The sequence below is a fragment of the Prevotella sp. SGI.167 genome, assembly GCF_050313615.1.
In the GTDB taxonomy this organism is placed as follows: Bacteria; Bacteroidota; Bacteroidia; order Bacteroidales; family Bacteroidaceae; genus Prevotella.
In genome coordinates, this window is sequence record NZ_JBNPLT010000016.1 from 49436 (window position 1) to 74382 (window position 24947).

Sequence of the window (24947 nt, forward strand, 5' to 3'; positions counted from 1 at the left end):
AGTTGACTACCGCATGCACATCAGTTGGTGTGCGAGCGCACAACAGCTGATATGCGAGCGCACAACAGCTGTTGTGCGGCCAGAGATACTAACTTTCTCACAAACATTGACTGTCTTTTCCGAAAACATATCTATAAGATATAAAAGAAAAAGAGGGTGCATCATGAACTTATGACACACCCTCTTTTCTATTTATGTTTTAAAGATTGAATCTCAAACCAAACTGAAAATTGAAGTTCAGTTTCTTATCCTTGAAAGTGTTTTCAATCTCGCTGCCATTGTCAATGTAATATTTAGCACCCGGCTCAATATACAAGCCTACATTTGGCGTGATATCATATTGTGCTCCGAGCGAAGCCTTTCCTGAGAACTGCACTCTATCACGTTTGGCATTCTCTTTCTTTACTCCCTCCTCTTCCGTATCATTCTTCACATTCAAGTCAGCTTCAGCACCAGCCATCACATAGGCATGGAATCCTCCACTCTTCCATAACTCATAGTTCAAACCTACCGGAATGCCCACATAGTGAAGCACCTGATGGACATTATAATTGTTATGAGGTGCATACGGATAAAAGTCGGAGGAGGTACGGGTATACACGAAACCCGAACTCAACGACAGACGTGGAGCAATACCAAATGCCACCTGCAATCCTACAGAGACAGGAGCATGATGCTTGGCTTCGCCTTTATGGGTTTTCTGAACCACCTTATAGGATGCCATCAGATAATCGATATCATTCACACCTCCTACTGTTGGATCAGGAACAACACCCGGCATAGGGTCTGCCAAAACACCAGAACTCGCATAGGAATCATCAGAAGTAGACAATCCCAAGTTCGGACTCAGATTTTCTGCATAGAGCTTCATTGACCAGCCAACAGTCTCTTCATGATGAGAGAATTGATAAGCATCAGCCACTACGGCATTCGCAAAGAGGTTATCAATAGACTTTGCCTTTTGAGTCTGCCGGGCCGGAGAATCCTGCTGAAGAGTTGATTCAGTTTTCTCTTCTGCAGATGAGACTGGCTGAGAATCAACAGATGCCACCATCAATTCATTCTCCGAAGCTGGCATCACTTCATTCTCGGAAGCAGAAGCCAAAAGAACCGTTTGATCAGCCAAAAGCTGTCTTCCAGCATTTTTACCTTCTACTGTTTGCTTTGGATTCCTTTTCATCCCCAACCCTACATTGTCATCTCTGGAATCAAGCGGATTTCCAGCTCCATTTTCCGATGTCTTACCCATAGGATGCGAATGCTCTGCAACCGCAGATGCAGATGCTTTATCTGTTACCATTGCCAACTGCGAACTGGCAAGTTTGTCTTCCTCCTGATGGAAGTAGACATAACTACCTCCTATTCCCAACAAAGCCACAGCCGCCGCAGCAGACCAACGTTTCCAAGTGTTTATATGGATTATTTTACCAGGTTTAGATACCTCTTGATGTCCCGTCTTCTGAGCAAGCGATTGTTCAATACCCGCCCACAAGTCACGGCTGACAGGCTCTTGATAGTCTGCCAACTGATCTCGAAGTTTGTTTGTCCAATCATTATTACTCATATTCTTTCTCGTTTAATTTACTCAGATAATCATTAATTTTTCTTGCCAAGAGTTTCTTGGCTCTCAGATACTGCGATGCCGAACTACTTTCCTTAATGCCTAACCGCAGGGCAATCTCCTTATGACTCAACTGTTCGAAGACATACATATTAAGTACTAATCTATAGCCATCAGGCAGTTCTCCTATCATTTTAGTCAGCTCAGCAGGTGGTATCTTTTCTACAGGCGGTTCCTCTTCCAAAGGCTCATCCGGAAATTCTTCCACCAGCGTAAGTTTACTTTTCTGCCGAACACAAGTAATCGCCTCATTTGCAACAATACGAAGCAACCACCCCTTCAGTGATCCTTCACCTCTATACTGAAAATTCGGAATCGCAGCAAAAACCTTGATGAAGCTGTCCTGGACAACATCCTCGGCATCTTCGCGCAAAGGGGCATACCTCAGCGCAACCGCCATGGCATGCCCTACATACCGTTCGTACAACCGATGCATAGCATCCCGGCTGCCACGAAAAATATCGTCCAAAAGTTCCTTCTCAGATTCCAATTTTATTTTCTCTTTTTTAAATCAAACGAAAGATATGAAAATCCTTGCATCAAATCATGAACTTTTTTTGAAAAACTTATCAAACGACATCAAAAACCATTCCCTCCTGAGAGAGTATAGAGTGATCAAACACCGCCTTGGCCTCTTGCAGCAAGACCTGTTCGTCATTATATCTCGCACTATAATGTCCCAGAAGCAAGGTCCCCACACCCGCTCCTGCTGCTATGGTAGCAGCCTGGCTCGCCGTACTATGATAATATATCTTGGCACGATCTTCCTGATCCGATGTATAGGTACTCTCATGATATAACACAGTAACGCCTTTCACCTTCTCTTTCAAACCAGGCACAAAACGAGTATCACTGCAGTAAGCATAACTACGAGGCGAATCAGCAGGCTGAACGAGTCGGGCATTCGGGATAACATCACCATCCTCATTCGTCCAATCAGCACCATTCTTGATATTGTTGATCTGACTGACAGGAATGCCATAATAGTCTATCATATCACGACGGATATGTGGCAAGGTAGGTTTCTCACGGAAGATGAATCCACAACAAGGCACACGATGCTGCAAAGGTACAGTTTCAACGGTAAGAGAGTGGTCCTCATATATGACCTGCTGCTTCTCTGTATCAACTGGAATCATTTCCATCTCATACTCCATCGTCTGCATGAAGAATTCAACCTGCTGCCTGAAGAGAGGTTCATAATCCTTGGGAGCATAAATTCTCAACTTGGAAGTACGTCCGAGCATTCCAAGCGTAGACAACAATCCCATCAAACCGAAACAGTGGTCGCCATGCATATGACTGATAAAGATGGCATTCAGTTTGGAGAAATGGATGTGAGAGCGACGGAACTGCATCTGCGCTCCTTCACCGCAATCCACCATGAAGCACTTGCCTCTCATCTCTATGAGTTGAGAGGAAGCGTTATGTTTGAGGGTAGGCAGTGCACTGCCACAACCCAGAATATGTATCTTAAAAGGTTCCATTAGCAAAATTATTCATCTTACACCGTTCCTGATTCACCAGGCAACTATTCCTGACGCTTAAAGACGAAGATACCCTGATGATTCTCCAACAGCAAACTGTCAGGACCCAAATTATCGATATCAAAGGTGTCCTTATTCAAAAGCAGCTTACCATTCAGGATTTTCCAGGAAGTCCAAGGGTTGGTTTCAGCCTTGACATTATTCTTCACCACGCCACCTTCCAGAAGGTCGAAATTCTTATCCAGAGAAATCCACTTACCCAACAAAGAAGTAAGATTGATAATCTTCCTGGCTACCATCTCCCCATCCTGTGCCTTATAAGCCAAAAGGGCAATACGGTCGCCAGCCATCAATCCTCCCTGAACAATAGAAGGGTCAGCGTCATCAATAAAGACAGAAAGCGTATCACCCTCATCAGAACACAGTTCCAGACTGTGCATGGATGTACCTTCTCCGCACACACCATATATCGTAGAATCATTCATCTCCTCTACTTCAACAGAGTCATTGGTACTGATAATAGAAGTCTCCTTCTTTTCCTTACAGCTATTGGCAGCAAACATGATTACCAAAGCTATCGCTATATACACTAACTTTTTCATAACTTTCCTAAGTTAAATATTAATATTGCTCAACATGACTGTTGATTTCCCAGCTTATCTACGTTTACTCACTCTTTGCGCTCTTCCTGCTTGGCTTCATTCCAGAGTTGATCCATTTCTTCCAGGCTCATATCCTTCAGAATTCTGCCCTGCTTAAAGGAATGATCTTCCACATAATTGAAGCGACGGATAAACTTCTGGTTCGTCTTTTCGAGGGCATTGTCAGGATTGAGTTTGTAGAGACGGGCAGCATTGATGACAGAGAAGAGGAAATCTCCCAATTCCTGGGTAGACTTTTCCTTGTCTTCCCTAGCCAATTCCACCTTGAGTTCCTCCAGTTCTTCCTGCACCTTATCCCATACATCCTCCTTTTCCTTCCAGTCAAAGCCCACATTGCGAGCCTTGTCCTGAATGCGATAAGCCTTGATAAGCGAAGGAAGAGAATTAGGTACTCCACTCAGGACTCTTTCATTGCCATCCTTCTCCTGCTGCTTGATCTGCTCCCAAGTCTTTTCCACGGAAGCCGCAGTCTTGGGTTTGCCAGCCTTCAATGCCTGAGCATCAGACTCCTTATACACAACCTGTCCGGCTTCATTGATATACATATCAGGATTAGAGACCGTCCATTCCCCCTCTTCATTCCAATTGATGAACGGATGGCGGAACATAAGTTTATCAGCTTCCTGGTTGCAGACATCACAAATATCAAACTTGCCATCTTCACGACCAATAATGCTATAAAACATCACATGTTCCAAGACGTCACCCAATTCTTTCTTTATATCCTTATAATCACGCTTCATGAGGGCATCACAAAGTTCGAAAGCCTCCTCGATGGTGTTAGGTCGAAGACTTTCAAACGTCTGTTTTCTGTCCCAAGGACATTGAACACGAAGTCGGTCCTGAACATCCAGCAATCTGCTGAATGCAGCTAGTTTTTCTTCTTTTGTATGCACTTTTATAGAGTTAAAATTAAATATTCATTATAAAATCATCGATAATCGAATTATTTTTGTGCAAAGATAGGCAAAAAATTTGGCAGAAACAAATTTTTTAATTATCTTTGCACTCGAAAGATAACTTTTCGAGCGATGTTTCAATTCTTGAAACGTCAAAATCACTCAGAAACAATATTCACATATACAATATATAATAATGTATAGCAAGGAAGAATTATCAGCAAATAGTGTCGTTCAGTTAAAGGACATTGCTAAGCAAATTGGAGTCAAGATTAAATCTGGCGACAATAAGGAAACGATTATCAATACTATTTTCAATGCTCAGACAGAGGATTCTACTCTGGCTGTAACAAAACGCAAGCGTACCCGTATCGTCTCCAGCAAAGAGGATAGAGTATATAGCGTAAATGGTATCGATGGAGAAAACTTTGACGTACAAAAGCATCAAGTAACAGGTCCAACAGAGAACAATGCGAAGGAAGAAGTCCTCCTGGAGGAAGAGACAAAAGACCCATTGGCAGCATTCCCAAAACACCGTGGGCGCAAGAGCAAAGCAGAGCTTGAAGCCATAGCTGCTGCCAAGGCTGCTGCCATCAAAGCACAGCAGGAAAAACAGGATGCGCAACAAGGAACTCCAGTAGAGGCAAACCTTAACTTTTCAGAGCAGAATGTTCCTGAGACATTAACCACAGAGCAGTCTGATTCTACTGGAGCTAGCCAGAACGATTCGACCACATCAGGAGAAAACCACTTCCAGCAAAACGATTCCTTCATACCGGAAGAACAATTTGCACAGAATGACGCAAACAAGGACAATCAAGGAAACGACAAAGAGGAACTGATTGCAAAATTGCAAGCCAAAATGGAAGCACACAACAACAAGAATACGGATACCGACAATGATGCCGATTCTGCTGAAGAGAATCAGGAAGCATACAAGCCAGAAGCAGCAGCCAACAATGCAAACGGTATATGGGAAGGAGATCCTGGTGATGGTACTGACTTCATCACCGTTGTAGACATTCCTATCGAAGACCAGACTGCCATTCCTTTGGTAGACATCTTCGACAGACCAATCAATACAGCAAATCCTGCGGCAGCACAGGAAACACCTAACGTAGAAGTGATTCCTGAGCCAGCCTATGATTTCTCTGGCATCGTCACATCATGCGGAGTGCTTGAAGTGATGCCGGATGGATATGGATTCCTGCGCAGCAGCGACTACAATTACCTTTCTTCACCAGACGATGTCTATGTATCTGCCAATCAGATCAAGCGATATGGTCTTAAGACGGGTGACGTTGTATTCTGCCAGGTTCGTCCACCACACGAGGGTGAAAAATACTTCCCACTCACAAACATTGAAAAGATCAACGGTCGTGAACCATCAGAAGTAAGAGACCGTGTACCATTTGAACATCTAACTCCTCTCTTCCCAGACGAGAAGTTCAATCTTTGCGGAGACCGCAAGACCACCAACCTGAGCACACGAATCGTAGACCTGTTCTCTCCTATCGGTAAAGGACAGCGTGCCCTTATTGTGGCTCAGCCTAAGACCGGTAAGACCATCCTCATGAAGGATATCGCCAATGCAATAGCAGCCAATCATCCAGAAGCCTATCTGATGATGTTGCTCATTGATGAGCGTCCTGAGGAGGTTACCGACATGGCCCGCACTGTCAATGCAGAGGTGATTGCCTCTACATTCGATGAACCTGCTGAGCGCCATGTGAAGATTGCAGGTATCGTTCTGGAAAAGGCAAAGAGAATGGTAGAGTGCGGACATGATGTAGTCATCTTCCTGGATTCCATCACCCGTCTGGCTCGTGCTTACAATACAGTGGCTCCTGCATCCGGTAAGGTTTTGACCGGTGGTGTTGATGCCAATGCTTTGCAGAAGCCTAAGCGCTTCTTTGGTGCTGCACGTAACATCGAAGGCGGTGGCTCTCTCACCATCATCGCAACAGCCTTGATTGATACAGGTAGCAAGATGGACGAAGTAATCTTCGAGGAATTCAAGGGTACAGGTAACATGGAATTGCAGCTTGACCGCTCACTCAGCAACAAGCGTATCTTCCCTGCTGTCAACCTCGTGGCTTCATCTACACGTCGTGATGATCTCCTGCAAGACAGAACCACACTCGACCGTATGTGGATTCTCCGCAAGTACATCTCTGACATGAACCCTATTGAGGCAATGAATACCATCCACCAGTCAATGCAGAACACTCGCAACAATGACGAGTTCCTACTGTCGATGAATTCATAAAAAAGTCTCAGCATAGTCTCATTGACTCAAATCAAGAAATGCATGTTACATACACATTTCATGCAGAAATATTCGTTATTCCGATAAAAAAGTGTTAACTTTGCACTCGTATTAAGGAATAACGAATAATAAAATTTAAAAGATTAGAAAAAATTATGATGACTATGTTTACTTTAGCGTTAGCAGCAGTAATGTTCTCAGGAATGGTTGTATGTATGGGTATGTTCTTGAAGCATGTTATACATTCTATACCAGAGGTAGTTGATATCAACCATAGAGTATGTCTCTGTAAGTAAAGTAGACTCAAAATATTTCAGAGAGAGAGATTTTAAAAAAGAAAGGGCGGGTTCCGAATATGGAATCTGCCCTTCTTGCTTTATTGTATTACCAATCAATCTTATTTACCGCTTTCCGGTACCAGGAACTTGTCACCAGACTGCTTAACCAATTCCTTGGCATACTTCTCAGGATAGCCTGGACGAGCTGGACGAGCACCCAAACCATACTGGGTCTTCTCGAAAGTACCGTTCTTGTCGGTTGGCTTGATAATCATATCATTATACTTCACCACCATGAACTCGAAAAGCTGGTTCCAGCGAGCCAACATCTGCTGAGCCTTCTCTACACTGTAGTCGTTGAGATACTTCACAGCAGCCTGTGGGTTCTGGGCATAAAGCTCCTGAGCCTTCTTCTCAACACCAGCCTGAGCAGCGAAATAGCTGTTGTCCAAGCTATCACGAACCTCCTTCAAGGTTGGGAACATCAGGCTGTAACGAGGATAAACCATATTGCTGGTCATGTTGCATACCCAGTAAGCATTCTTCTTGCTGAAATGCAAGGCATCAGCACCAGGAGTATTGTAGCACTCAGGACGCTCGGTCATAGAGCAATATACAGGAGTGAATGCAGCCATGTTGGCATCATCATTGGCAAACCAGAACACGCCACCAATCTCTCTTGGCAACCATGAACGCATCTGACTTACGAATACGAAACCACTCTGCTGGGTGCTGACAGGACGCTCGTTGAAATACTGCTTGCCATCCACCTTGTACATCAATGGTGTAGGACGATATGGCATCTCCCAGATACCGCCACCGATATCAGAACCGTCGGCTACAGAAAGAGGAGTACCCTCGTAATGATCGCGCATCACATTCTCTACATCCTGAACGCTCACCTTCTTGTTAGGAACCACCCAGAGAGGCATATCCTGCGCATCAGGATTCTTGCCGAGTGCCCAATCCAAATATGGAGTCATGTCATAGAAGTGGTTGAGCATAGACCATGCACGGGCATCGCAGAAACGACGGCCAGAGAAATCAGGCTTGGCATAAGCCATCTTCCAAGAGAAATCAGCATCCTTGCCCTGGAACCAGCCCTTGCTCCGAGCAAAAGAAACCACGTCCTTGGCATACATCACGTTCTTCTTGTCCTTCATGTTGAACTTGCCGATGCGGCTCTGGTTGGCATGAGCACAGACTGCATCATCCGGAATACGGAGGGCTACCCATACAGCACCCTTGGAACCGGCACCTTTACCCATCATCTCCATGATCCAAGCCTCGTTAGGATCGCAGATGGTGAAGGTTTCACCTTCTGAATTATAACCGTACGTATTGGCGAGGGTGGTCATCACCTTGATAGCCTCGCGGGCAGTCTTACTGCGCTGCAAAGCTACATAGATAAGTGAACCATAGTCCATGATACCGGTAGAATCCACCATCTCCTCACGACCGCCATAGGTAGTCTCGCCGATGGTAACCTGCCATTCGTTGATATTGCCGATAACGCTATAGGTCTGGGCTGCCTCAGGAATCTCACCATGATACTTGTTGGTATCCCAGTCATAAATCTTGCGCATCTCGCCCTTGGCATGCTTAGCCGCAGGATAATGGCAGAGGTTCTGGAACATACCGTAGTCATCGGCACTATAAGAACACATCACGGAACCATCCACAGATGCCTTCTTGCCCACAATGAAGTTGCTGCAAGCCTCTGCCTCAGAGACGCAGCCCATCATAGCTACAGCCATCATGGCTGAAGCAAAAATCTTATTCATAAAATATACCTTTATTTACTGAACTTTCGCATATCAGGAAGTTAAAGGAGTTAAGGAAGTTAAGGAGTTAAGACGTATGTCTTGCTGCTTAAAAAACTACACCAAAAAGACTGTTGTCTTAACTCCTCAGCGACCGTAGGGAGCGATAACTCCTTTAACTCCTTTAACTTCTGAGCTTGCGAAACTTGAATTTATTCATATTAATCACAAGCCTTGAAGCTCATATCCAAGCCCTTTACACTATGTGTCAAGGCACCAACAGAGATGAAATCAACACCCTGCTCTGCATAGTCACGGATAGTATCGTAGGTGATACCGCCAGATGACTCTGTCTCATACTTGCCAGCAATGATATCTACAGCCTTCTTGGTATCAGGCACAGAGAAGTTGTCGAGCATGATACGGTTGACACCACCGTGCTTCAATACCTGGTCGAGCTCATCGAAGCTGCGAACCTCGATTTCAATCTGCAGGTCGAGACCCTTCTCCTTGAGATAAGCATGGCAACGGTCGATAGCGTTGTCGATACCGCCAGCGAAGTCGATATGGTTGTCCTTGAGAAGAATCATATCGAAGAGACCGATACGATGGTTCATACCACCGCCAATCTTCACAGCCTGCTTCTCCAACATACGGAGACCTGGAGTGGTCTTACGGGTGTCGAGGATGTGAGTCTTGGTACCTTCGAGGCGCTTAACATACTTAGCGGTCATGGTAGCAATACCACTCATACGCTGCATGATGTTGAGCATGAGACGCTCAGTCTGAAGCAGAGAACGGGTCTTTCCTTCAACAATCATGGCGATATCGCCCTTCTTGACATGGGTACCGTCCTGCAGCAACACCTCCACCTTCATGGTAGGGTCAAAGCGGGCAAATACTTTCTTTGCCAATTCAACACCAGCCAAAACGCCATCTTCCTTGATGAGCAAATGACTCTTACCCATGGCGTCCTCTGGGATACAACACAAGGTTGTGTGGTCGCCGTCACCGATATCCTCAGCAAATGCCAAGTCTATCAACTTGTCTTCTAATTGATCTACGCTTAACATATTATTAATGTTTATTGTTTAATGTTTCATGTTTACTTTTTTGGGGGAGATTTCTTAATTATCAATTCTCTTCCCCTTCCAATAGGCACGTCGGATACCTTCCTTGTCTATGATGATTCGAATTTCACCGCCTAGCCATTCCGTCATCGGCAGTTCATCCCGAAATTCATAATAGTTGACTACCCTGCTATCTTCCAGTTCAACAACGGCCTGCAGAAGCTGGGTACCATCAGGAAGGCTAACGACATGCGCTCCACATCTTCTTGTTTCCATCAGCCTACTCTACCTTCATTTCTACCGGTCGCAGCTGTTGCCCATTTGGAGAAGGAAGCGGCTGGTTGAGCATCGGTCTTGCTGCATGATCGATAGGAATAGGCTTCAGAGAATCTACCTTGGTACTGTCTTTAGAAGCAGAGTCCTTCGCCTTATCTTCCTTCTTGGCATGCATTCTGATGAGTCGGATATGCTCAAGGAACATCAGCTTGAGAGTAGATTCGGAAGTTTCATTCGTTGCGAAACCACCAGCACTCAGCATAAAGTATCCCTTTACCTGCTTGATTCCAAGATTCTCATTATCCTTAATCTGCATAGAATAATGCTGGGAGCCGGAGATATGGATGATAGACTGAGCAACACTATCATTGGTGAATTCAACAGCCAACAAGGCGATACCATCACGAATACCATCCTGATAGATGAACTGGGAATCGAAATCCAGCATCAAGCAGTCGCCCTTGTGGTAAGCGGTATCAGCTTCCATCTTAAAGCTGAAGACATTATATGGCTGAATAGTACTGAAGACCATAGAACGGGCATAACTCCAGATATTAGCCGTATCACCAGTAGCTGACAAGGTGTTGAAATCTGCACCAGCATGGCTACTTCCACCAAGCGCTTCAGTCTCATTACCCAGACGGTCAGCCAAGTCTTTATAGACATCCTTCAACAATTCCGTATGTCGCATGTAATAAACCATAGAGCTGTCAAACTCAGCTGACGTAACATCATGCTTCTTCAGAACCGCCTCACGATAGGTCAGACTCTCTCCCTTGTCGCCACCATCCTTGGTATGCGCCATGGACAGCGCCAAATGATAATCGTAAAGAATATCTGTCATCTGGCCCTTAGAAAGCACGTCACCAGGAAGCGACGGCTTACATGAAGCCATCATCTCCATCAGACATACGATACCAACCAGGAAACACAGATAGATGAATGATTTTTTCATAAGACTAATCCTCCTTGTTTTGAGCACTATACTCTTTAGCAACCTCTACATGATTCTTTTCTTCAGCAGTCATGTCCTGTTCTTTATCAGCAGACTTAGCTTTCTTCTTTCCATCTCCCAGACTTTCCAGTTCCTTACGGCAGAAAAGAAGCATAGAGATAATACCGACAGAGACACAGGCATCAGCCAGATTGAAAACAGGATCAAAAAAGACACCATGCTGACCTCCGAGGAAAGGCACCCATTCAGGCCAGGTATAGCTAAAGAATGGGAAGCGGAACATATCTACAACCTTACCCATCAGGAAAGGAGCATAACCCTCGCCAAAAGGTACCTGATAAGATACATAATAAGGCGAAGCTGCTGTAAAGATGAGACCGTAGAACATGGAGTCGATGATATTACCGATGGCTCCGGTTGTGACCAGAGCTACCAGGATGATATACAGCTTCCGATGCTTTCCCGACTTGATGATGTGGTACAAATACCACAACAGAACACAGATGGCGGTGAGGCGCAGCATACTCAGCCAGAACTTGCCGATAAACGTCATGCCCCAGGCCATACCATTGTTCTCTATGAACTCTATAAAAAACCAATCTGTAACACGAACAGACTCGCCAAGGCAAAAATGGGTCTTGATGTACAACTTGATAATCTGATCGATAACCAAAAGTACAACCATCATTGCGGTGACGAGCCAGCCGATATGTAATTTACTATTTTTCTCCATTTATTAATGTTTTCTTGCTTCCTTGGAAGCTACACTCAATGTGGCATGAGGTACAGCACGCAATCGCTCCTTAGGAATCAGCTCACCTGTCTCGCGGTCGATACCGTAGGTCTTGTTCTCGATGCGAATCAACGCAGCCTCCAATCCCTTGATAAACTTCTGCTGGCGCTGAGCCATCTGGATGATTTCCTCCTTGCTCTGTGCCTCGCTTCCCTCCTCCAGGGCCTTGTAGGTTGGTGATGTATCTACCACATCATTACTATCAGAGTGATTAAGCTGAGCCATACAGTCTCTGTAGGTCTGCTTTGCCACCTTTAATTTCTCTTCAATGATAGCGCGGAACTCAGCGAGATCCTCATCGCTATAACGTGCTTTTTCGTTAGCCATAGATGTTCTTTTGTTAAAAGTTATTATTAATGTTGTCTAGCTATTAAGGTATTAGAAGTTAGAAGTAAGCAGTTTTGGTAAAACTCCGAACTCCCAACTTCTAACTCCTAGCTTATTTAATTCTTCTCTACAAGAATGTTCAACTTAAAGTCATCAAACTCGGTCTCAACACCTGCGTTGTCACCGATTTCGATGCTGTCTGCCAATACCTGCCCCTTGATGTAGTCGCCGAATGCCTCGATAGCTGCATTGGTCTCCTCGTTAGGAGCCACAGTTACGTTGACGCGGTCGGTAATCTCCAGTCCGGTCTCCTTGCGGAGGTTCTGGATACGGTTGATCAGCTCACGAGCCATACCCTCTTTCTTCAATTCTGGGGTCAACTCTACCTCAAGTGCAACGGTCAGATTGCCCTCGTTAGATACGAGCCATCCTGGGATATCCTCAGAGATAATCTCCACGTCGGCTACCTCTACCACGGCTTCCTGTCCGTCGATATTCAATGTGATGTTGCCTGCCTTCTCGAAGGCTGCAATCTGGTCCTGATCGAGTGCTGACATCTGGGCTGCAACACCCTTCATCAGCTTGCCGAATTTCTTACCCATCACTCTGAAGTTACACTTCACCTTCTTAACGAGAATGCCCTGACCCTCAATGAAGTTAACCTCCTTCACGTTCACCTCGTTCTTCAACAGTCCGGCTACTGCCTCGATGTGTGCCTTCTGCACATCATCTACGGCAGGAATCATGATCTGCTGCAGTGGCTGACGCACCTTGATGTTCACCTTGCGGCGCAATGCCAATACCATAGAAGTAATCTTCTGGGCGATGGCCATACGCTCCTCCAGGTCGGCATCGATAGTAGCTTCATCAGCTACAGGGAACTTATCCAGGTGTACGCTCTCCAACTCGCCGCCCAAGTCGTGATACAACTCGTCAGCATAGAATGGAGCGAATGGAGCCAAGAGCTTAGCCACTGTCATCAAGCAGCTATAGAGAGTCTGGTAAGCGCTCAACTTGTCCTCGCTCATCTCCTTACCCCAGAAACGTTTACGGTTCAGACGAACGTACCAGTTAGAGAGGTCATCGTTTACGAATGCATCGATGAGACGACCAGCACGGGTTGGATCATAGCCAGCCAACTCTCTGTCAACGTCCTTGATGAGGGTATTGAGTGAAGAGAGAATCCAGCGGTCAATCTCTGGGCGCTTCTCGAATGGCACCTGAGCAGCCTCTGCATCGAAACCATCTACATTAGCGTAGAGGGCGAAGAAGCTGTAGGTATTATATAAGGTACCGAAGAACTTGCGACGGGTCTCATCCACGCCGTTAGGGTCGAACTTCAGGTTGTCCCAAGGCTCGCTGTTGGTCATCATATAGAAACGAACAGGGTCGGCACCATACTTGTCAATCATCTCGAATGGGTTGGTCACGTTACCCACGTGCTTACTCATCTTGTTGCCCTTAGCATCGAGAACGAGACCAGAAGAGATTACGTTCTTGAAGGCTACGCTGTCGAATACCATGGTAGCGATGGCGTGCAGGGTGAAGAACCATCCACGGGTCTGATCCACGCCCTCGTTGATGAAGTCGGCTGGATAGAACTTAGGAGGAATAGCATATCCCTCGTAGGTGCTGTGGATGAGTGCATCGCGGTCTGCCTCTGTGCCACGGGCCATCTCTCCCTCGAATGGGTAGTGGAGCTGGGCATAAGGCATTGAACCTGAATCGAACCAAACGTCGATGAGGTCGCTCTCACGATACATTGGCTTGCCCTCCTCGTTTACCAATACGATCTTGTCAACGTATGGACGGTGGAGGTCAATCTTATCATAGTTCTCCTGACTGTAGTCGCCAGGAACGAAACCATTCTCCTTCAATGGGTTGCTCTGCATGATGCCTGCAGCCACAGACTTCTCGATTTCAGCATAGAGTTCCTCGAGGCTGCCGATGCACTTCTCGCCACGGTTCTCGTCACGCCAGATTGGCAATGGAGTACCCCAGAAGCGGGAACGTGAAAGGTTCCAGTCGTTCAGGTTTTCGAGCCAGTTGCCGAAACGGCCTGTACCGGTGCTCTCAGGCTGCCAGTTGATGGTCTTGTTGAGTTCTACCATGCGCTCCTTGCGGGCGGTATCCTTGATAAACCAGCTATCCAATGGGTAGTAGAGGATAGGCTTGTCGGTACGCCAGCAGTGAGGATAGTTGTGCACGTGCTTCTCGCTCTTGAAAGCCTTGCCCTCCTGCTTCAACTCGTAGCAGAGTACGATGTTCAGGTCTTCTGCCTTATCAGAAGCCTTCTTGTCCCAAACACCATCCACATTAAACTGTGGGTCGTAGGCATTCTTCACGTAGTCGCCTGCGTGATGAGCGTATGCCTCCTTGTTGACGCAAGCACTTACGAAGTTGGCATCGAGGTCTTCGATGAGATAGAACTTACCCTGCAGGTCAACCATTGGGCGAGTCTCACCCTTCTTATTAATAAGGTAGAGGGCTGGGATGTTGGCATCCTTAGCCACCTTGGCATCATCGGCACCGAATGTAGGAGCGATGTGAACGATACCTGTACCGTCATCGGTAGTAACGTAGTCGCCGAGGATTACGCGGAAAGCCTCGCTGTCCATCTCAACGAACTTATCGCGACCATCCTCAGAAGCGAATACCTTCTCAGGATGAGCAGCTGCATATTCTGTTACGAAAGCTGGAGCAAAAGCATCTACCTTCTCGCATGGCTTCACCCATGGCAGGAGCTGCTCGTAGTGCATGCCTTCGAGGTCGGTACCCTTCATGTGGTCGATAATACGCCATGGGCACTGCTTCTTCTCCTTGTCGAATGGAAGGAGATCGCCCTCCTTGCACTCCTGGTCTGCCTTCAGATAAGAACCTACCAGCGCCTCAGCCATCACGAGTGTCATAGGCTCGCCATTGTAGAGGTTGTAGGTCTCGATAGCTACATAGTCAATCTTAGGACCCACACAGAGAGCCACGTTTGATGGCAAGGTCCAAGGTGTAGTGGTCCATGCGATGAAGTATGGCTTGCCCCACTTGGTCCACTCAGCCTTAGGATCCTTGATGAGGAACTGAGCAGTGGTGGTGAGGTCCTTTACATCACGGTAGCAGCCAGGCTGGTTCAACTCGTGAGAGCTCAAACCAGTACCTGCACCTGGAGAGTATGGCTGGATGGTGTAACCCTTGTAGAGCAGTCCCTTGTTGTAGAGCTGCTTGAGGAGCCACCAGAGTGTCTCGATATACTTGTTATCGTAGGTGATATAAGGATGGTCGAGATCTACAAAGTAACCCATCTTCTCGGTCAACTCGCGCCACTCAGCGGTGAACTTCATCACGTTCTCGCGGCACTTGTGGTTGTAATCCTCGGTAGAGATATACTTCTCAGAAGCCTTGTTGTCGATATCCTTCTTGGTGATGCCGAGTTCCTTCTCGACACCGAGTTCAACAGGGAGTCCGTGGGTATCCCATCCCGCCTTGCGGTGAACCTGGAAACCCTTCATGGTCTTGTATCTGTTGAATGTATCCTTGATACTACGTGCCAACACGTGGTGAATACCCGGGTGGCCATTAGCTGATGGAGGTCCCTCGAAGAAGATAAACTGAGGGCAGCCTTCACGCTCGTCGATAGACTTGTGGAAGATATCGTTTTTCTCCCACGCTGCTAGTACGTCATTGTTTGTCTGAGTCAAATTCAGACCGTTGTGCTCGGCAAATTTCTTAGCCATATTATCAATTTAAATTTTATATTGTTTTTACTTTTGGGCGCAAAGTTACAAAAAAAATATGTTTTACCCGAATAAAGGGGTAATAAATTAATAATTTTTCTATTAAAAATCCCGATTTGAGCACCAAAATACTACCTGATGCTCAAATCGGGAATCAATATTCTGTTAAGGCTGGCAGGAAAAGCCATCAGCCCAAACGCTAAAATCCAAAACTGTTGAGGGTTAGAAATCAGTCCAGACTATCCAACCACTTCTGGCCCCACTTACTTTTCAGCCAAAGTAACATAATAGATGCAATCACTGCCAAAACGCCATAAACAATAGTCATTCCTTCAGCGAATCCCATCAAAAGTATATTTAATGCAAAATCCATAACTTTTATTTTTTATTAATTATCACAAATCCTAAGCAAGCAAAAAAAGTTGTAAGCAGAAGACCTAGTACTAACATACTGAAAAGCCATTGCGCACTTCCATTCTCGGTTATTAACCCCATACCACTTCCCAGCACTGTCGTACCAAAAGTTACAGCTGCTAAGTTATAGAAGAACTTTCCTAGTTCCTCCCTACTTGTTCTTGCCCGTTGCTTATCTTCTCTTTGCGTCATAACTCTGATTTTTAAATCAACAATATGTTTGACCTTCCAAATATAAGAAAATATCCGGCAAAGTGTAATAATCTTACTATTTATTTAACAGTTTTTACACTAAACTACAGGCTTTCCGCCTCCTGCAGCCAGATGGAGGATGCGGCATCGCTAGGCATGCGCCAATCGCCACGAGGACTGAGGCTCACGCTTCCCACCTTCGGACCGTCTGGCAGACAGCTGCGCTTGAACTGCTGGTTGAAGAAACGGCGCACGAAGGTCTTCAGCCACTTCTTGATGGTCTCCTCATCATAGGAATCAGGATCGTTGTCGCTGATTTTCATGCGCTCCAGCTCGGTATCGATAAATGCCTTCTTTGCCAGCATGTAGATCTTGGCTGGACGGAAACCGAAGCGAAGGAAGTAGTAGAGGAAGAAATCGTGCAACTCGTATGGTCCCACCAGGTCTTCGGTCTTCTGCTTGATATTACCGTTCTCATCTGCCGGAATCAGCTCAGGACTGATTGGTGTATCGATGATGTCGCGAAGGGTGATGCGGCTCTGTTCGTCTACCCCACTCTCGGCAACATGGTTTACGAGATAACGGATCAGGGTCTTTGGGATGCTGGCATTCACGCCATACATGCTCATGTGGTCGCCATTATAGGTAGCCCATCCCAAAGCCAGCTCAGAGAGGTCGCCGGTACCGATAACCATTCCTCCCATCTTATTTGCCAGGTCCATCAGGATCTGGGTACGTTCACGTGCCTGCGAATTTTCATAGGTTACATCATGCACGCTGGCATCATGACAGATGTCCTCGAAGTGCTGGGTTACCGCCTTGGCGATGCTGATTTCCTTGATGGTGATACCGAGGCTCTGCATCAGTGAGATGGCATTGTTGTAGGTTCTGTCCGTGGTTCCGAAACCAGGCATGGTGACGCCCACGATACCCTTGCGGTTCATCTTCAGCTTATCAAATGCCTTCACACAGACGAGCAGTGCCAGCGTAGAATCCAGTCCGCCGCTGATACCCACCACTACGGTCTTGGCATGGGTATGGACGATGCGCTTGGCAAGTCCCATCAGCTGGATATTGAATATCTCCTCGCAGGAGGCATTCATGTCGTTGCTGGTAGGAATAAAAGGATGCGGATTCACCTCACGCTCCAGCACGAATTCACGCTCATTCTCGGTAGGATCTGCATCGATGTTGCGGATATTGAACTGTCCTCCGAGAACAGAATATTTGATGTTGCGCTGGGCATTCACATAGGTTGAATTTGTACGACGTTCCGAGCGGAGTTTCTCTACATCTACCTGCGAGATAACCATCTGAGGATCAAGTGAGAAACGTTCACTTTGTGAAAGTAAAACTCCATTCTCATAAATCAGGGCATTTCCACCATATACAACATCCTGTGTACTTTCCCCGAAACCGCAGGAACTATACACGTATCCGGTCATCGTGCGGGCACTCTGCTGACTCAGAAGACTCTTCAGATAATTGTGCTTACCGATGAGTTCATCGCTGGCAGAGAGATTGAAGATAAGGTCAGCTCCAGCCAATGCCAACTTGTTGCTTGGAGGAGCAGGAGCCCATACATCCTCACAGATCTCCACGCCAAACTGCACGCCGTCGTAGGTCTGGAATATCTGCACATCCGGAGTCAGTTTCACCTTGTGTCCGGCATAGCGGATTTCGCTGTCTCTCAGGTCCTGAGCAGAGGCAAACCAGCGCTTCTCGTAGAACTCGCTGTAGTTAGGCAGATAGGTCTTAGGCACGACACCCAAGATCTGTCCGTGCTGGATGACGATACCGCAGTTGAGCAGCAGGTCACCAGCCACAACCGGTGCACCGACGATGGAGATGATATCTAGCTTGCGTGTGAAATCAAGCAGCATCATCACCGCCTGCTCCGATGTTTCCAGCAGCATCTGCTGGCGGAAAAGGTCCTGACAGGAATAGCCCGTAATGGACAGTTCCGGGAAAGTAATGATCTCTACGCCCTTGCCTTCAGCCTGGGCTATCAGATCTTCTATCTGTTGAGCATTGAATACCACATCACCCACCTTGACAGATGGAATGGCACTCGCCACCTTGATAAATCCGTACTTCATATTACTTTGAACTTTGAGATTTGAACTTGGAACTTTGAACTTTGAACTTGGAACTTGGAACTGTATGATTACTTTGAGTGATATAACTTGCTGAGCATATCATAAGGTTCCAAGTTCAATGTTCAATGTTTACTTAATCGTTACCTGTGTGGCACCATAGCCGTATTCCTGGAAGGAAGCATCCTGGTAGCTGCAGCTCTTATAGCGATAGTTCAGCTCATGGATGAGAGCCTGGCGCAGTACGCCTTCGCCCTTGCCATGGATGAAGACAATCTTCTGTCCCTTCTTGTTCTTGTATTCATTCATCGTCTTCGTGAACACATCCATCTGATAATGAAGGATATCGGCCGAATTCATTCCAGCAGTTGTTTCAAGTACCTCGTCCGCATGAAGGTCTACTACGAGTGTGCCATCATCCTTCTTGCTCTTCTTCTTGCCGGTATTGGCAATCACCTTCTCGTCCTTGTACATCTGCTCCTTCAATCGTTTGGAGTCGATAACGAGCGGACGAGCCACCTCGTCATTCTCTATGATGGTGAAGAGATAGGCTGGAGTCTCGAAGAAATCATTCTCCTCGAAGAGATGAAGCTTGTAGAACTTCACTGGGTCCAGACGGAACTGTACGTCGGTAGCCGGCTTCAGGAGGAAAGGTTTCTCCTTCTTGTAGGCAATCATCTGGATGGCGATATGCTCCATTTCGTTCAGTGCCTCACGGCCGAACTCCTCGATGAAGAGCTTGGTGTTGGGTTCGATTTCACCCTCAGCCTTCAAGGTCCAGGCATTGCCCTCTGCTACGAGATAAGTATAGTGCAGATAATAGTTGCTGTCGTTCACCATATAGGTCTCGAAACGGGTATTGGTAACCTCCTTGATATCGATAGGCACGAAGGCGAGATAGGCACTCAGCTTGTTGCCGCCCGTACGCTCCTGGATGTGCTTGACAAAGGTTACTTCCCTGTCAGCCGGATCATACTCTTCCTCCTCGATGTCGGTATCATGCTCATTGAGAATAGCCTTGATGCTTCGGCTGTCCTGATGCAGTTCCGTGTTGGCATGTTCTTCCGCCTTCTGCTTGGCATCCATCTTAGCCGAAATCATCTTACCCATGGCATAGTCGTCCTGCTCTACTACCACTACCTCGTTGATAGGCATAGGGATTTCAAATCCATCCTCGTCCTCTACCAGGACGATATTCTTACCCTGGAAGCCGGCAACCTTACCGCCACCCACTTCACTCAGGAATCTTACTTTATCTCCTTTTTTCATATCTGTTATTTTTTATATTCTTACTTACTATTGCGATATACAGGTCGTTGAAAGACCGGCGCTGACGACATACGGTTGCTAAAAAACCGTATATGTTCTGCAAAGATACAAAAGATATTGCAAAATACTACCGTTTTTTATTATTTTTAATGTATGTAAGAAAATAATCTATGGGAAAGAGAGCAGTATTGAGATATTTTTTATATCTTTGCAAGAGATTTATCGACTCTTAAACAATTTAGATTATGATTACATTTCCTTGCGCCAAGATTAACCTTGGCTTAAATATAGTTAGCAAGCGGGCAGACGGTTATCACAACCTGGAAACCGTGTTCTACCCTATTCCGTTAACAGATGCGCTGGAAATCAAGCTCATGGGCGAAGAGTTTCCGAGCGATGTGCCATGCGATCTCAAGATAACAGGTAATGCAGTAGATTGCGATGAGCAGAAGAATCTCGTGGTGAAGGCATACAATATGATTGCTGCCGACTTCAAGATTCCCCGCATCCATGCCCATCTCGTGAAGCGTATTCCGTCTCAGGCTGGTATGGGTGGCGGTTCTTCTGATGCTGCCTACATGATTCGTCTGCTGGATGAGCGGTTCCGTCTCAACATAGGCAATTCCGAGATGGAGCGATATGCAGCCAAGCTGGGTGCCGACTGTGCCTTCTTCATCTCTGCCGACCCTGAGGATGGCGATACAGCCTGCTACGCTGAGGGAATTGGCGATGTATTGATGCCATCGAGTGTTCCGAATGACAACATGAGGGGCTATTACATCGTGGTAGTGAAGCGTGATGACATTGCCGTGAGCACCAAGGATGCCTATGCAGCCATCACTCCTAAGCAACCAGCCAAGTGCTGTCGTGACATCGTACGTCAGCCTATCGAGACCTGGAAGGAAGAGCTTATCAATGATTTCGAGGCTCCTATCTTTGCGATGCATCCTGAGCTTGCCGAAATCAAGGAGAGCCTTTACAATCTCGGTGCCGTATACGCAGCAATGAGTGGCAGCGGAAGTGCCATCTTCGGCATCTTCAAGCATAAGCCAGCAAACATAGAGGAACAGTTCGAGGGAATGTTCTGCAAAACAATGAAACTTTAAAAAATGATGAACGAAGAAACACATCAGAAACTGATGACTATCAAGCGAAGCTTTCGCTTGCTGATGAATGGTCCGGGTTCGCAGTCGATGCGCGACAAGGGCTTGGGATATAAACTGAATTGGGGCGTGCCATTCTATGAGCTCAAGAAGATGGCGCAGGAATACGGCAAAGACTATGACCTAGCCATCGAGCTCTGGAAGGAAGACATCCGAGAGTGCAAGATTCTGGCTACGCTCATCATGCCTGCCGACAGGATGCTTGCCGAGATCACGGATATCTGGATGGAACAGGTACAGAGCCAGGAGATGGCTGAGATGCTTGCCTTCAACCTGCTGCAGCATGTAGACTATGCGCCTGTGATTGCCTATCAATGGATAGCAAGCGACAAGCCATTCTATGAGATTGCCGGTTTCCAGCTCCTTGCCCGTCTCTTTGCAAATGGTCAGGAGCCTAACGAGCGTGGCATCAATGAGTTCCTCGATCAGGCTGCCGTGGCTTTGCAGGGTGACAATATGGGCATCAAGCACGCTGCTGCCAATGCCGTCATGCGATTCTGCGATTTCGGAGAAGATTTCGAGAAGATTGCTCAGGGGGCACTCAAGGGAATCTTCGAGATATAGGAATATCCGAGAATAAGATTCTTTGAGATATAAGAATATCCGAGAATAAGATTCTTTGAGATATAAGAATATCCCCCAAAGGTGATTCAAGACAGCCCACGACACGGCTGAAATTACATCCCGACGTAGCAACGACTACGTCACGACATACAAAAAAATACGTCCCGATGCAGTAAATGCTACGTCGGGACGTATTTTTATTGTCTATTCCATCAAAATTCCATACGTAATCACGCCATATAGGCGTCTCGCCGGATTTGTAATCCGGCGTCAAAAATGGTTCGACCTATTAAAACCGAGGGATTTGTAATCCCCCTATCTATCAACTGCATTCTTGCTTGCTGCGGATTGCAAATCCGCAGAGCTAAAATAGGTTAGGACATTTTTTAACGCCGGATTACAAATCCGGCGGGACGCCTAGCGGATGCTCTGTGTAAATCTGTGGGACATTTTCTTAGCGGTCGAAAAACTTCTGGTATTCGTTTTCGAAATTAGGAGTAAAGACTCCTTTTCCGATGTTTTCCTTGATTTCCTCCTTACTCCAGAATCTGCCACCAGCCAATTCTTCCTGGCTAGGCTTCACCTCACCGTCGTATACGCAGCGGTGAACGTATACCAGTTCCTTTTCCCTCTGACTTTCAAAGACATAATGTCCCAAAGACTCCGGTTCGAAATCGGTGATACCCAGCTCTTCCCTTACTTCACGATGAAGCGCCTGATTCACACTCTCGCCTAAATCTACGTGCCCACCGCAGGCTGTATCCCATTTATCCGGCTGGATATCCTTCCATGCCGGACGATGCTGGAGATACAGTTCTCCCTTGCTGTTGAATACATGCAGATGAACCACCGGATGCAATATCTTGCTTCCGTCATGGGCATGTCCCCGGGTGATGGCACCCAGGATATTGCCCATTTCATCTACTACCGGAAATTCCTCGTTCTTATTGTCTGTCATAATTTCTTGTTATAGTGTTCCATACTCCTCAGAATAGCGAAGCATCTGGTCGGTATAGCTCTCCTCGTAATCGAGATTTACATCGATAGGATTGCCTTCTTCGTCAAATACCAGCGTCATCTTAGGATTGATGAAGCCCTTGTATGGGGCGAGATTCAGCTTCTTGTATCTTGCCAGAATCTCACGATGCAAGGCTGGGTCGATGTTCACGGCATACTTCTCTACCAGCTGTCGTGCAGCCTCATAATCGCCCTCGCTCTTGATGCGCTGAATCTCGGCAAGCAGTTCACCGAAGAGATGACGGAGCTTCTCATAATCATTCACCTTCATATAGGTACGGGTGGTGATGATATTGCCCTCTGCATCCTTCAGCGCATCCTCGGCAGAAGCATAGCTCACTTCTTCCTGAACGAGTTCCACGGCTCCCTCTGCATGTTCCAGCGTCCACCAGGCGATGAGGGCACGGTTGCGCATGTGGGCTTCCTCTATCTTGTCGCCCTCCTTGATGCGGATGGTCTGGGTGAGCAGTCCGTTCATCAGATAGCTGTAATACTGAGCCTTATACGCCTCGTCATTAGGCGTCAGACCGAGTTCTACCAGCTTATGATCGGCTACATAATAGAGTCCGAAGAGGTCGGCACGTGCTTCTTCTATGGTGTTGCCGTAAGCCTTCAGAGCATCCGGGTCTGTGGTAGGAAGCAATTGTCCGCTACCATGTCCCAAGCATTCGTGCAGGTCGGTATGCAGGTCATCGGTGATGTCGGCATACTGGTTCATCAGCGCCACGGTTTCCTTGTCGATGACGAATTCATCTCTGAATCCGTTGCCCTGTGCAGCCTTGTTGTAGGCATCAGTCAGGTTGCCGATGGTAACGCTCTTGGAGCCATGTTCCTGACGGATCCAGTTGGAGTTAGGCAGGTTGATACCGATGGCAGAAGCCGGATATTCCTCTCCGCCCAGCATGGCAGCACAGATGACGTTGGCTGTAACTCCCTTCACTTCCGGCTTGCGGAAACGGGAATCTACAGGCGAATGGTCCTCAAACCACTGTGCGTTCTGGCTGATGGTCTGGGTGCGCTTGGTAGCCTCCAGGTCCTTATATTCCACGATACCTTCCCATGTACCTTTCATACCGAGAGGGTCACCGTATACTTCGATGAATCCATTGATGAAATCCACCAGGCCTTCATGCTGTTCTACCCATGCGATGCTGTATCGGTCGAAATCCTCCAGGCTACCGGTGCGGTAGAACTTCACCAGCAGGTCGATGACATGCTTCTGTCCTTCGTTCTCGGCATACTTCTGCGCCTTGAGCAGCCAGGACACGATTTCGCGGATGGTCTCACCATAGAGTCCATCTTCCTTCCATGTCATTTCCACTACTTCATTGTTGCGCTTGGTCAGTTTGGAGTTGAGTCCGTATGAAGGAGGGTTCGGATTGTCCGTGTTCTTCATCTTGGCATAGAATCTCTCTACCTCCTCCTGCGTCACATCCTCATAGAAGTTGCAGGCAGATGTCTGCACCAGGTCTTCCCCATCCGTCTGGTTCACGCGCTTAGGCATCACCACGGGGTCGAAGAGGATGGATTCCAGCTGTCTCATGAGGTCTTCCTTGGTTTCTCCCCTCTTGATGGGCAGGAGTTCTTCCCCTATGTTTTCCAGCAGATGATAGAAATATTCCTCGGAGAATCCCGGCTTGAATTTTTCACAACCATAATGGTGATGAATGCCACTGGCAAACCAGATGCGCTTCAGGTAGACTTCGAATGCCTTGAATTCCTCGCATTCTCTGTCGCCTTCATAGTGCAGATAAACGGTTTCCAGTGTTTTTCTGATGCGAAGGTTGTACTTTCCCTGCTGGTCGAACGTGATATCTCGTCCCATCAGGGTAGCCTTAGCCAAGCAGAAAATATACAGTTTCTGGTTGAGCGATAAGTCCTCAAATCCCTTCAGCTCATAGCGGAGCATCTGGATGTCGGCGAATCGCTCATTCGTGTTCACATTACATTTTGCCATGTTATCATTGTTTGATTCTACCGCAAAAGTACGACAATTATTTTATATTTCAAACTTTTTTGGCTACTTTTCTTACTTTTAAGTGTAGAAAATGACTATTCTCCCGATTTTTTAGTAACTTTGCAGTAATATCTAACAAAAAAATAG

General features: G+C 46.7%; 21 protein-coding genes. 3 read left to right on the forward strand and 18 right to left on the reverse strand.

Annotated elements, in window-relative coordinates; genetic code table 11:
- Positions 1-199: 199 nt before the first annotated feature.
- The 5 genes from ACQRBJ_RS09770 to mazG form a co-directional block, all read right to left on the reverse strand.
- Positions 200-1564 (reverse strand): outer membrane beta-barrel protein, encoded by a 1365-nt coding sequence (locus ACQRBJ_RS09770; RefSeq protein ID WP_445303492.1) that lies wholly within the window; start codon positions 1562-1564, stop codon positions 200-202.
- Positions 1557-2111 carry an RNA polymerase sigma factor gene (locus ACQRBJ_RS09775; RefSeq protein ID WP_445303493.1) on the reverse strand — a complete coding sequence of 185 codons (555 nt, stop codon included), beginning with the start codon at positions 2109-2111 and terminating at the stop codon, positions 1557-1559. The genes ACQRBJ_RS09770 and ACQRBJ_RS09775 overlap by 8 nt, the downstream gene beginning before the upstream one ends.
- A 79-nt stretch (positions 2112-2190) precedes the next feature.
- Positions 2191-3108, reverse strand: a complete 918-nt coding sequence (locus tag ACQRBJ_RS09780) for a ribonuclease Z (RefSeq protein WP_445303494.1) — start codon at positions 3106-3108, stop codon at positions 2191-2193.
- A 44-nt stretch (positions 3109-3152) separates the two neighbouring features.
- The gene (locus tag ACQRBJ_RS09785; RefSeq protein WP_445303495.1) at positions 3153-3710 is read right to left on the reverse strand and encodes a hypothetical protein; all 558 of its coding nucleotides are present in this window, start codon (positions 3708-3710) and stop codon (positions 3153-3155) included.
- Positions 3711-3778: 68 nt separating this feature from the next.
- Positions 3779-4666 carry a nucleoside triphosphate pyrophosphohydrolase gene (gene mazG / locus ACQRBJ_RS09790; protein ID WP_445303496.1) on the reverse strand — a complete coding sequence of 296 codons (888 nt, stop codon included), beginning with the start codon at positions 4664-4666 and terminating at the stop codon, positions 3779-3781.
- A 199-nt stretch (positions 4667-4865) separates the two neighbouring features.
- On the opposite strand from mazG, the gene rho reads away from it, so the two are divergent.
- A complete protein-coding gene (rho, locus tag ACQRBJ_RS09795) occupies positions 4866-6938 on the forward strand; it encodes a transcription termination factor Rho (protein WP_445303497.1) in 2073 nt (690 codons plus the stop codon).
- Between the two features lie 397 nt (positions 6939-7335).
- Here the strand turns inward: rho and ACQRBJ_RS09800 are convergent, their stop codons facing one another.
- The 11 genes from ACQRBJ_RS09800 to ACQRBJ_RS09850 all read right to left on the reverse strand — a co-directional run bounded on the left by ACQRBJ_RS09800 (position 7336) and on the right by ACQRBJ_RS09850 (position 20099).
- Positions 7336-9000: a C69 family dipeptidase gene (locus tag ACQRBJ_RS09800; RefSeq protein WP_295346689.1), complete on the reverse strand. Its 1665-nt coding sequence runs from the start codon at positions 8998-9000 to the stop codon at positions 7336-7338.
- Between the two features lie 200 nt (positions 9001-9200).
- The gene (nadC, locus tag ACQRBJ_RS09805) at positions 9201-10052 is read right to left on the reverse strand and encodes a carboxylating nicotinate-nucleotide diphosphorylase (RefSeq protein WP_445303498.1); all 852 of its coding nucleotides are present in this window, start codon (positions 10050-10052) and stop codon (positions 9201-9203) included.
- Between the two features lie 54 nt (positions 10053-10106).
- Positions 10107-10325: a hypothetical protein gene (locus ACQRBJ_RS09810; protein WP_445303499.1), complete on the reverse strand. Its 219-nt coding sequence runs from the start codon at positions 10323-10325 to the stop codon at positions 10107-10109.
- 4 nt (positions 10326-10329) lie between these two features.
- Positions 10330-11280, reverse strand: a complete 951-nt coding sequence (locus tag ACQRBJ_RS09815) for a DUF4296 domain-containing protein (RefSeq protein WP_445303500.1) — start codon at positions 11278-11280, stop codon at positions 10330-10332.
- Positions 11281-11284: 4 nt separating this feature from the next.
- On the reverse strand, positions 11285-12013 hold the full coding sequence (locus ACQRBJ_RS09820) for a lipoprotein signal peptidase (protein ID WP_445303501.1): 729 nt from the start codon (positions 12011-12013) through the stop codon (positions 11285-11287).
- Between the two features lie 3 nt (positions 12014-12016).
- A complete protein-coding gene (locus ACQRBJ_RS09825) occupies positions 12017-12400 on the reverse strand; it encodes a TraR/DksA family transcriptional regulator (protein ID WP_153123529.1) in 384 nt (127 codons plus the stop codon).
- A gap of 116 nt (positions 12401-12516) precedes the next feature.
- On the reverse strand, positions 12517-16128 hold the full coding sequence (gene ileS, locus ACQRBJ_RS09830) for an isoleucine--tRNA ligase (protein ID WP_445303502.1): 3612 nt from the start codon (positions 16126-16128) through the stop codon (positions 12517-12519).
- 229 nt (positions 16129-16357) lie between these two features.
- Positions 16358-16501, reverse strand: coding sequence for a hypothetical protein (locus ACQRBJ_RS09835; RefSeq protein ID WP_445303503.1), 144 nt, complete (start codon positions 16499-16501; stop codon positions 16358-16360).
- Positions 16502-16506: 5 nt separating this feature from the next.
- Positions 16507-16734 (reverse strand): hypothetical protein, encoded by a 228-nt coding sequence (locus ACQRBJ_RS09840; RefSeq protein WP_445303504.1) that lies wholly within the window; start codon positions 16732-16734, stop codon positions 16507-16509.
- Between the two features lie 104 nt (positions 16735-16838).
- Positions 16839-18833 carry an NAD(+) synthase gene (locus ACQRBJ_RS09845; RefSeq protein WP_445303505.1) on the reverse strand — a complete coding sequence of 665 codons (1995 nt, stop codon included), beginning with the start codon at positions 18831-18833 and terminating at the stop codon, positions 16839-16841.
- Between the two features lie 129 nt (positions 18834-18962).
- Positions 18963-20099, reverse strand: coding sequence for a DUF2027 domain-containing protein (locus ACQRBJ_RS09850; protein WP_445303506.1), 1137 nt, complete (start codon positions 20097-20099; stop codon positions 18963-18965).
- A gap of 245 nt (positions 20100-20344) precedes the next feature.
- On the opposite strand from ACQRBJ_RS09850, the gene ispE reads away from it, so the two are divergent.
- Positions 20345-21205 carry a 4-(cytidine 5'-diphospho)-2-C-methyl-D-erythritol kinase gene (gene ispE / locus ACQRBJ_RS09855; protein WP_445303507.1) on the forward strand — a complete coding sequence of 287 codons (861 nt, stop codon included), beginning with the start codon at positions 20345-20347 and terminating at the stop codon, positions 21203-21205.
- Positions 21206-21211: 6 nt separating this feature from the next.
- Positions 21212-21826 (forward strand): DNA alkylation repair protein, encoded by a 615-nt coding sequence (locus ACQRBJ_RS09860; RefSeq protein WP_153123557.1) that lies wholly within the window; start codon positions 21212-21214, stop codon positions 21824-21826.
- Positions 21827-22280: 454 nt separating this feature from the next.
- On the opposite strand, the gene ACQRBJ_RS09865 is transcribed toward ACQRBJ_RS09860, so the two are convergent.
- Both ACQRBJ_RS09865 and ACQRBJ_RS09870 read right to left on the reverse strand, forming a co-directional pair.
- Complete coding sequence (locus tag ACQRBJ_RS09865) at positions 22281-22784, reverse strand: NUDIX hydrolase (RefSeq protein WP_441933586.1); 504 nt, start codon at positions 22782-22784, stop codon at positions 22281-22283.
- 9 nt (positions 22785-22793) lie between these two features.
- Positions 22794-24800, reverse strand: a complete 2007-nt coding sequence (locus tag ACQRBJ_RS09870; protein ID WP_445303508.1) for a dipeptidyl-peptidase 3 family protein — start codon at positions 24798-24800, stop codon at positions 22794-22796.
- Positions 24801-24947: the final 147 nt, after the last annotated feature.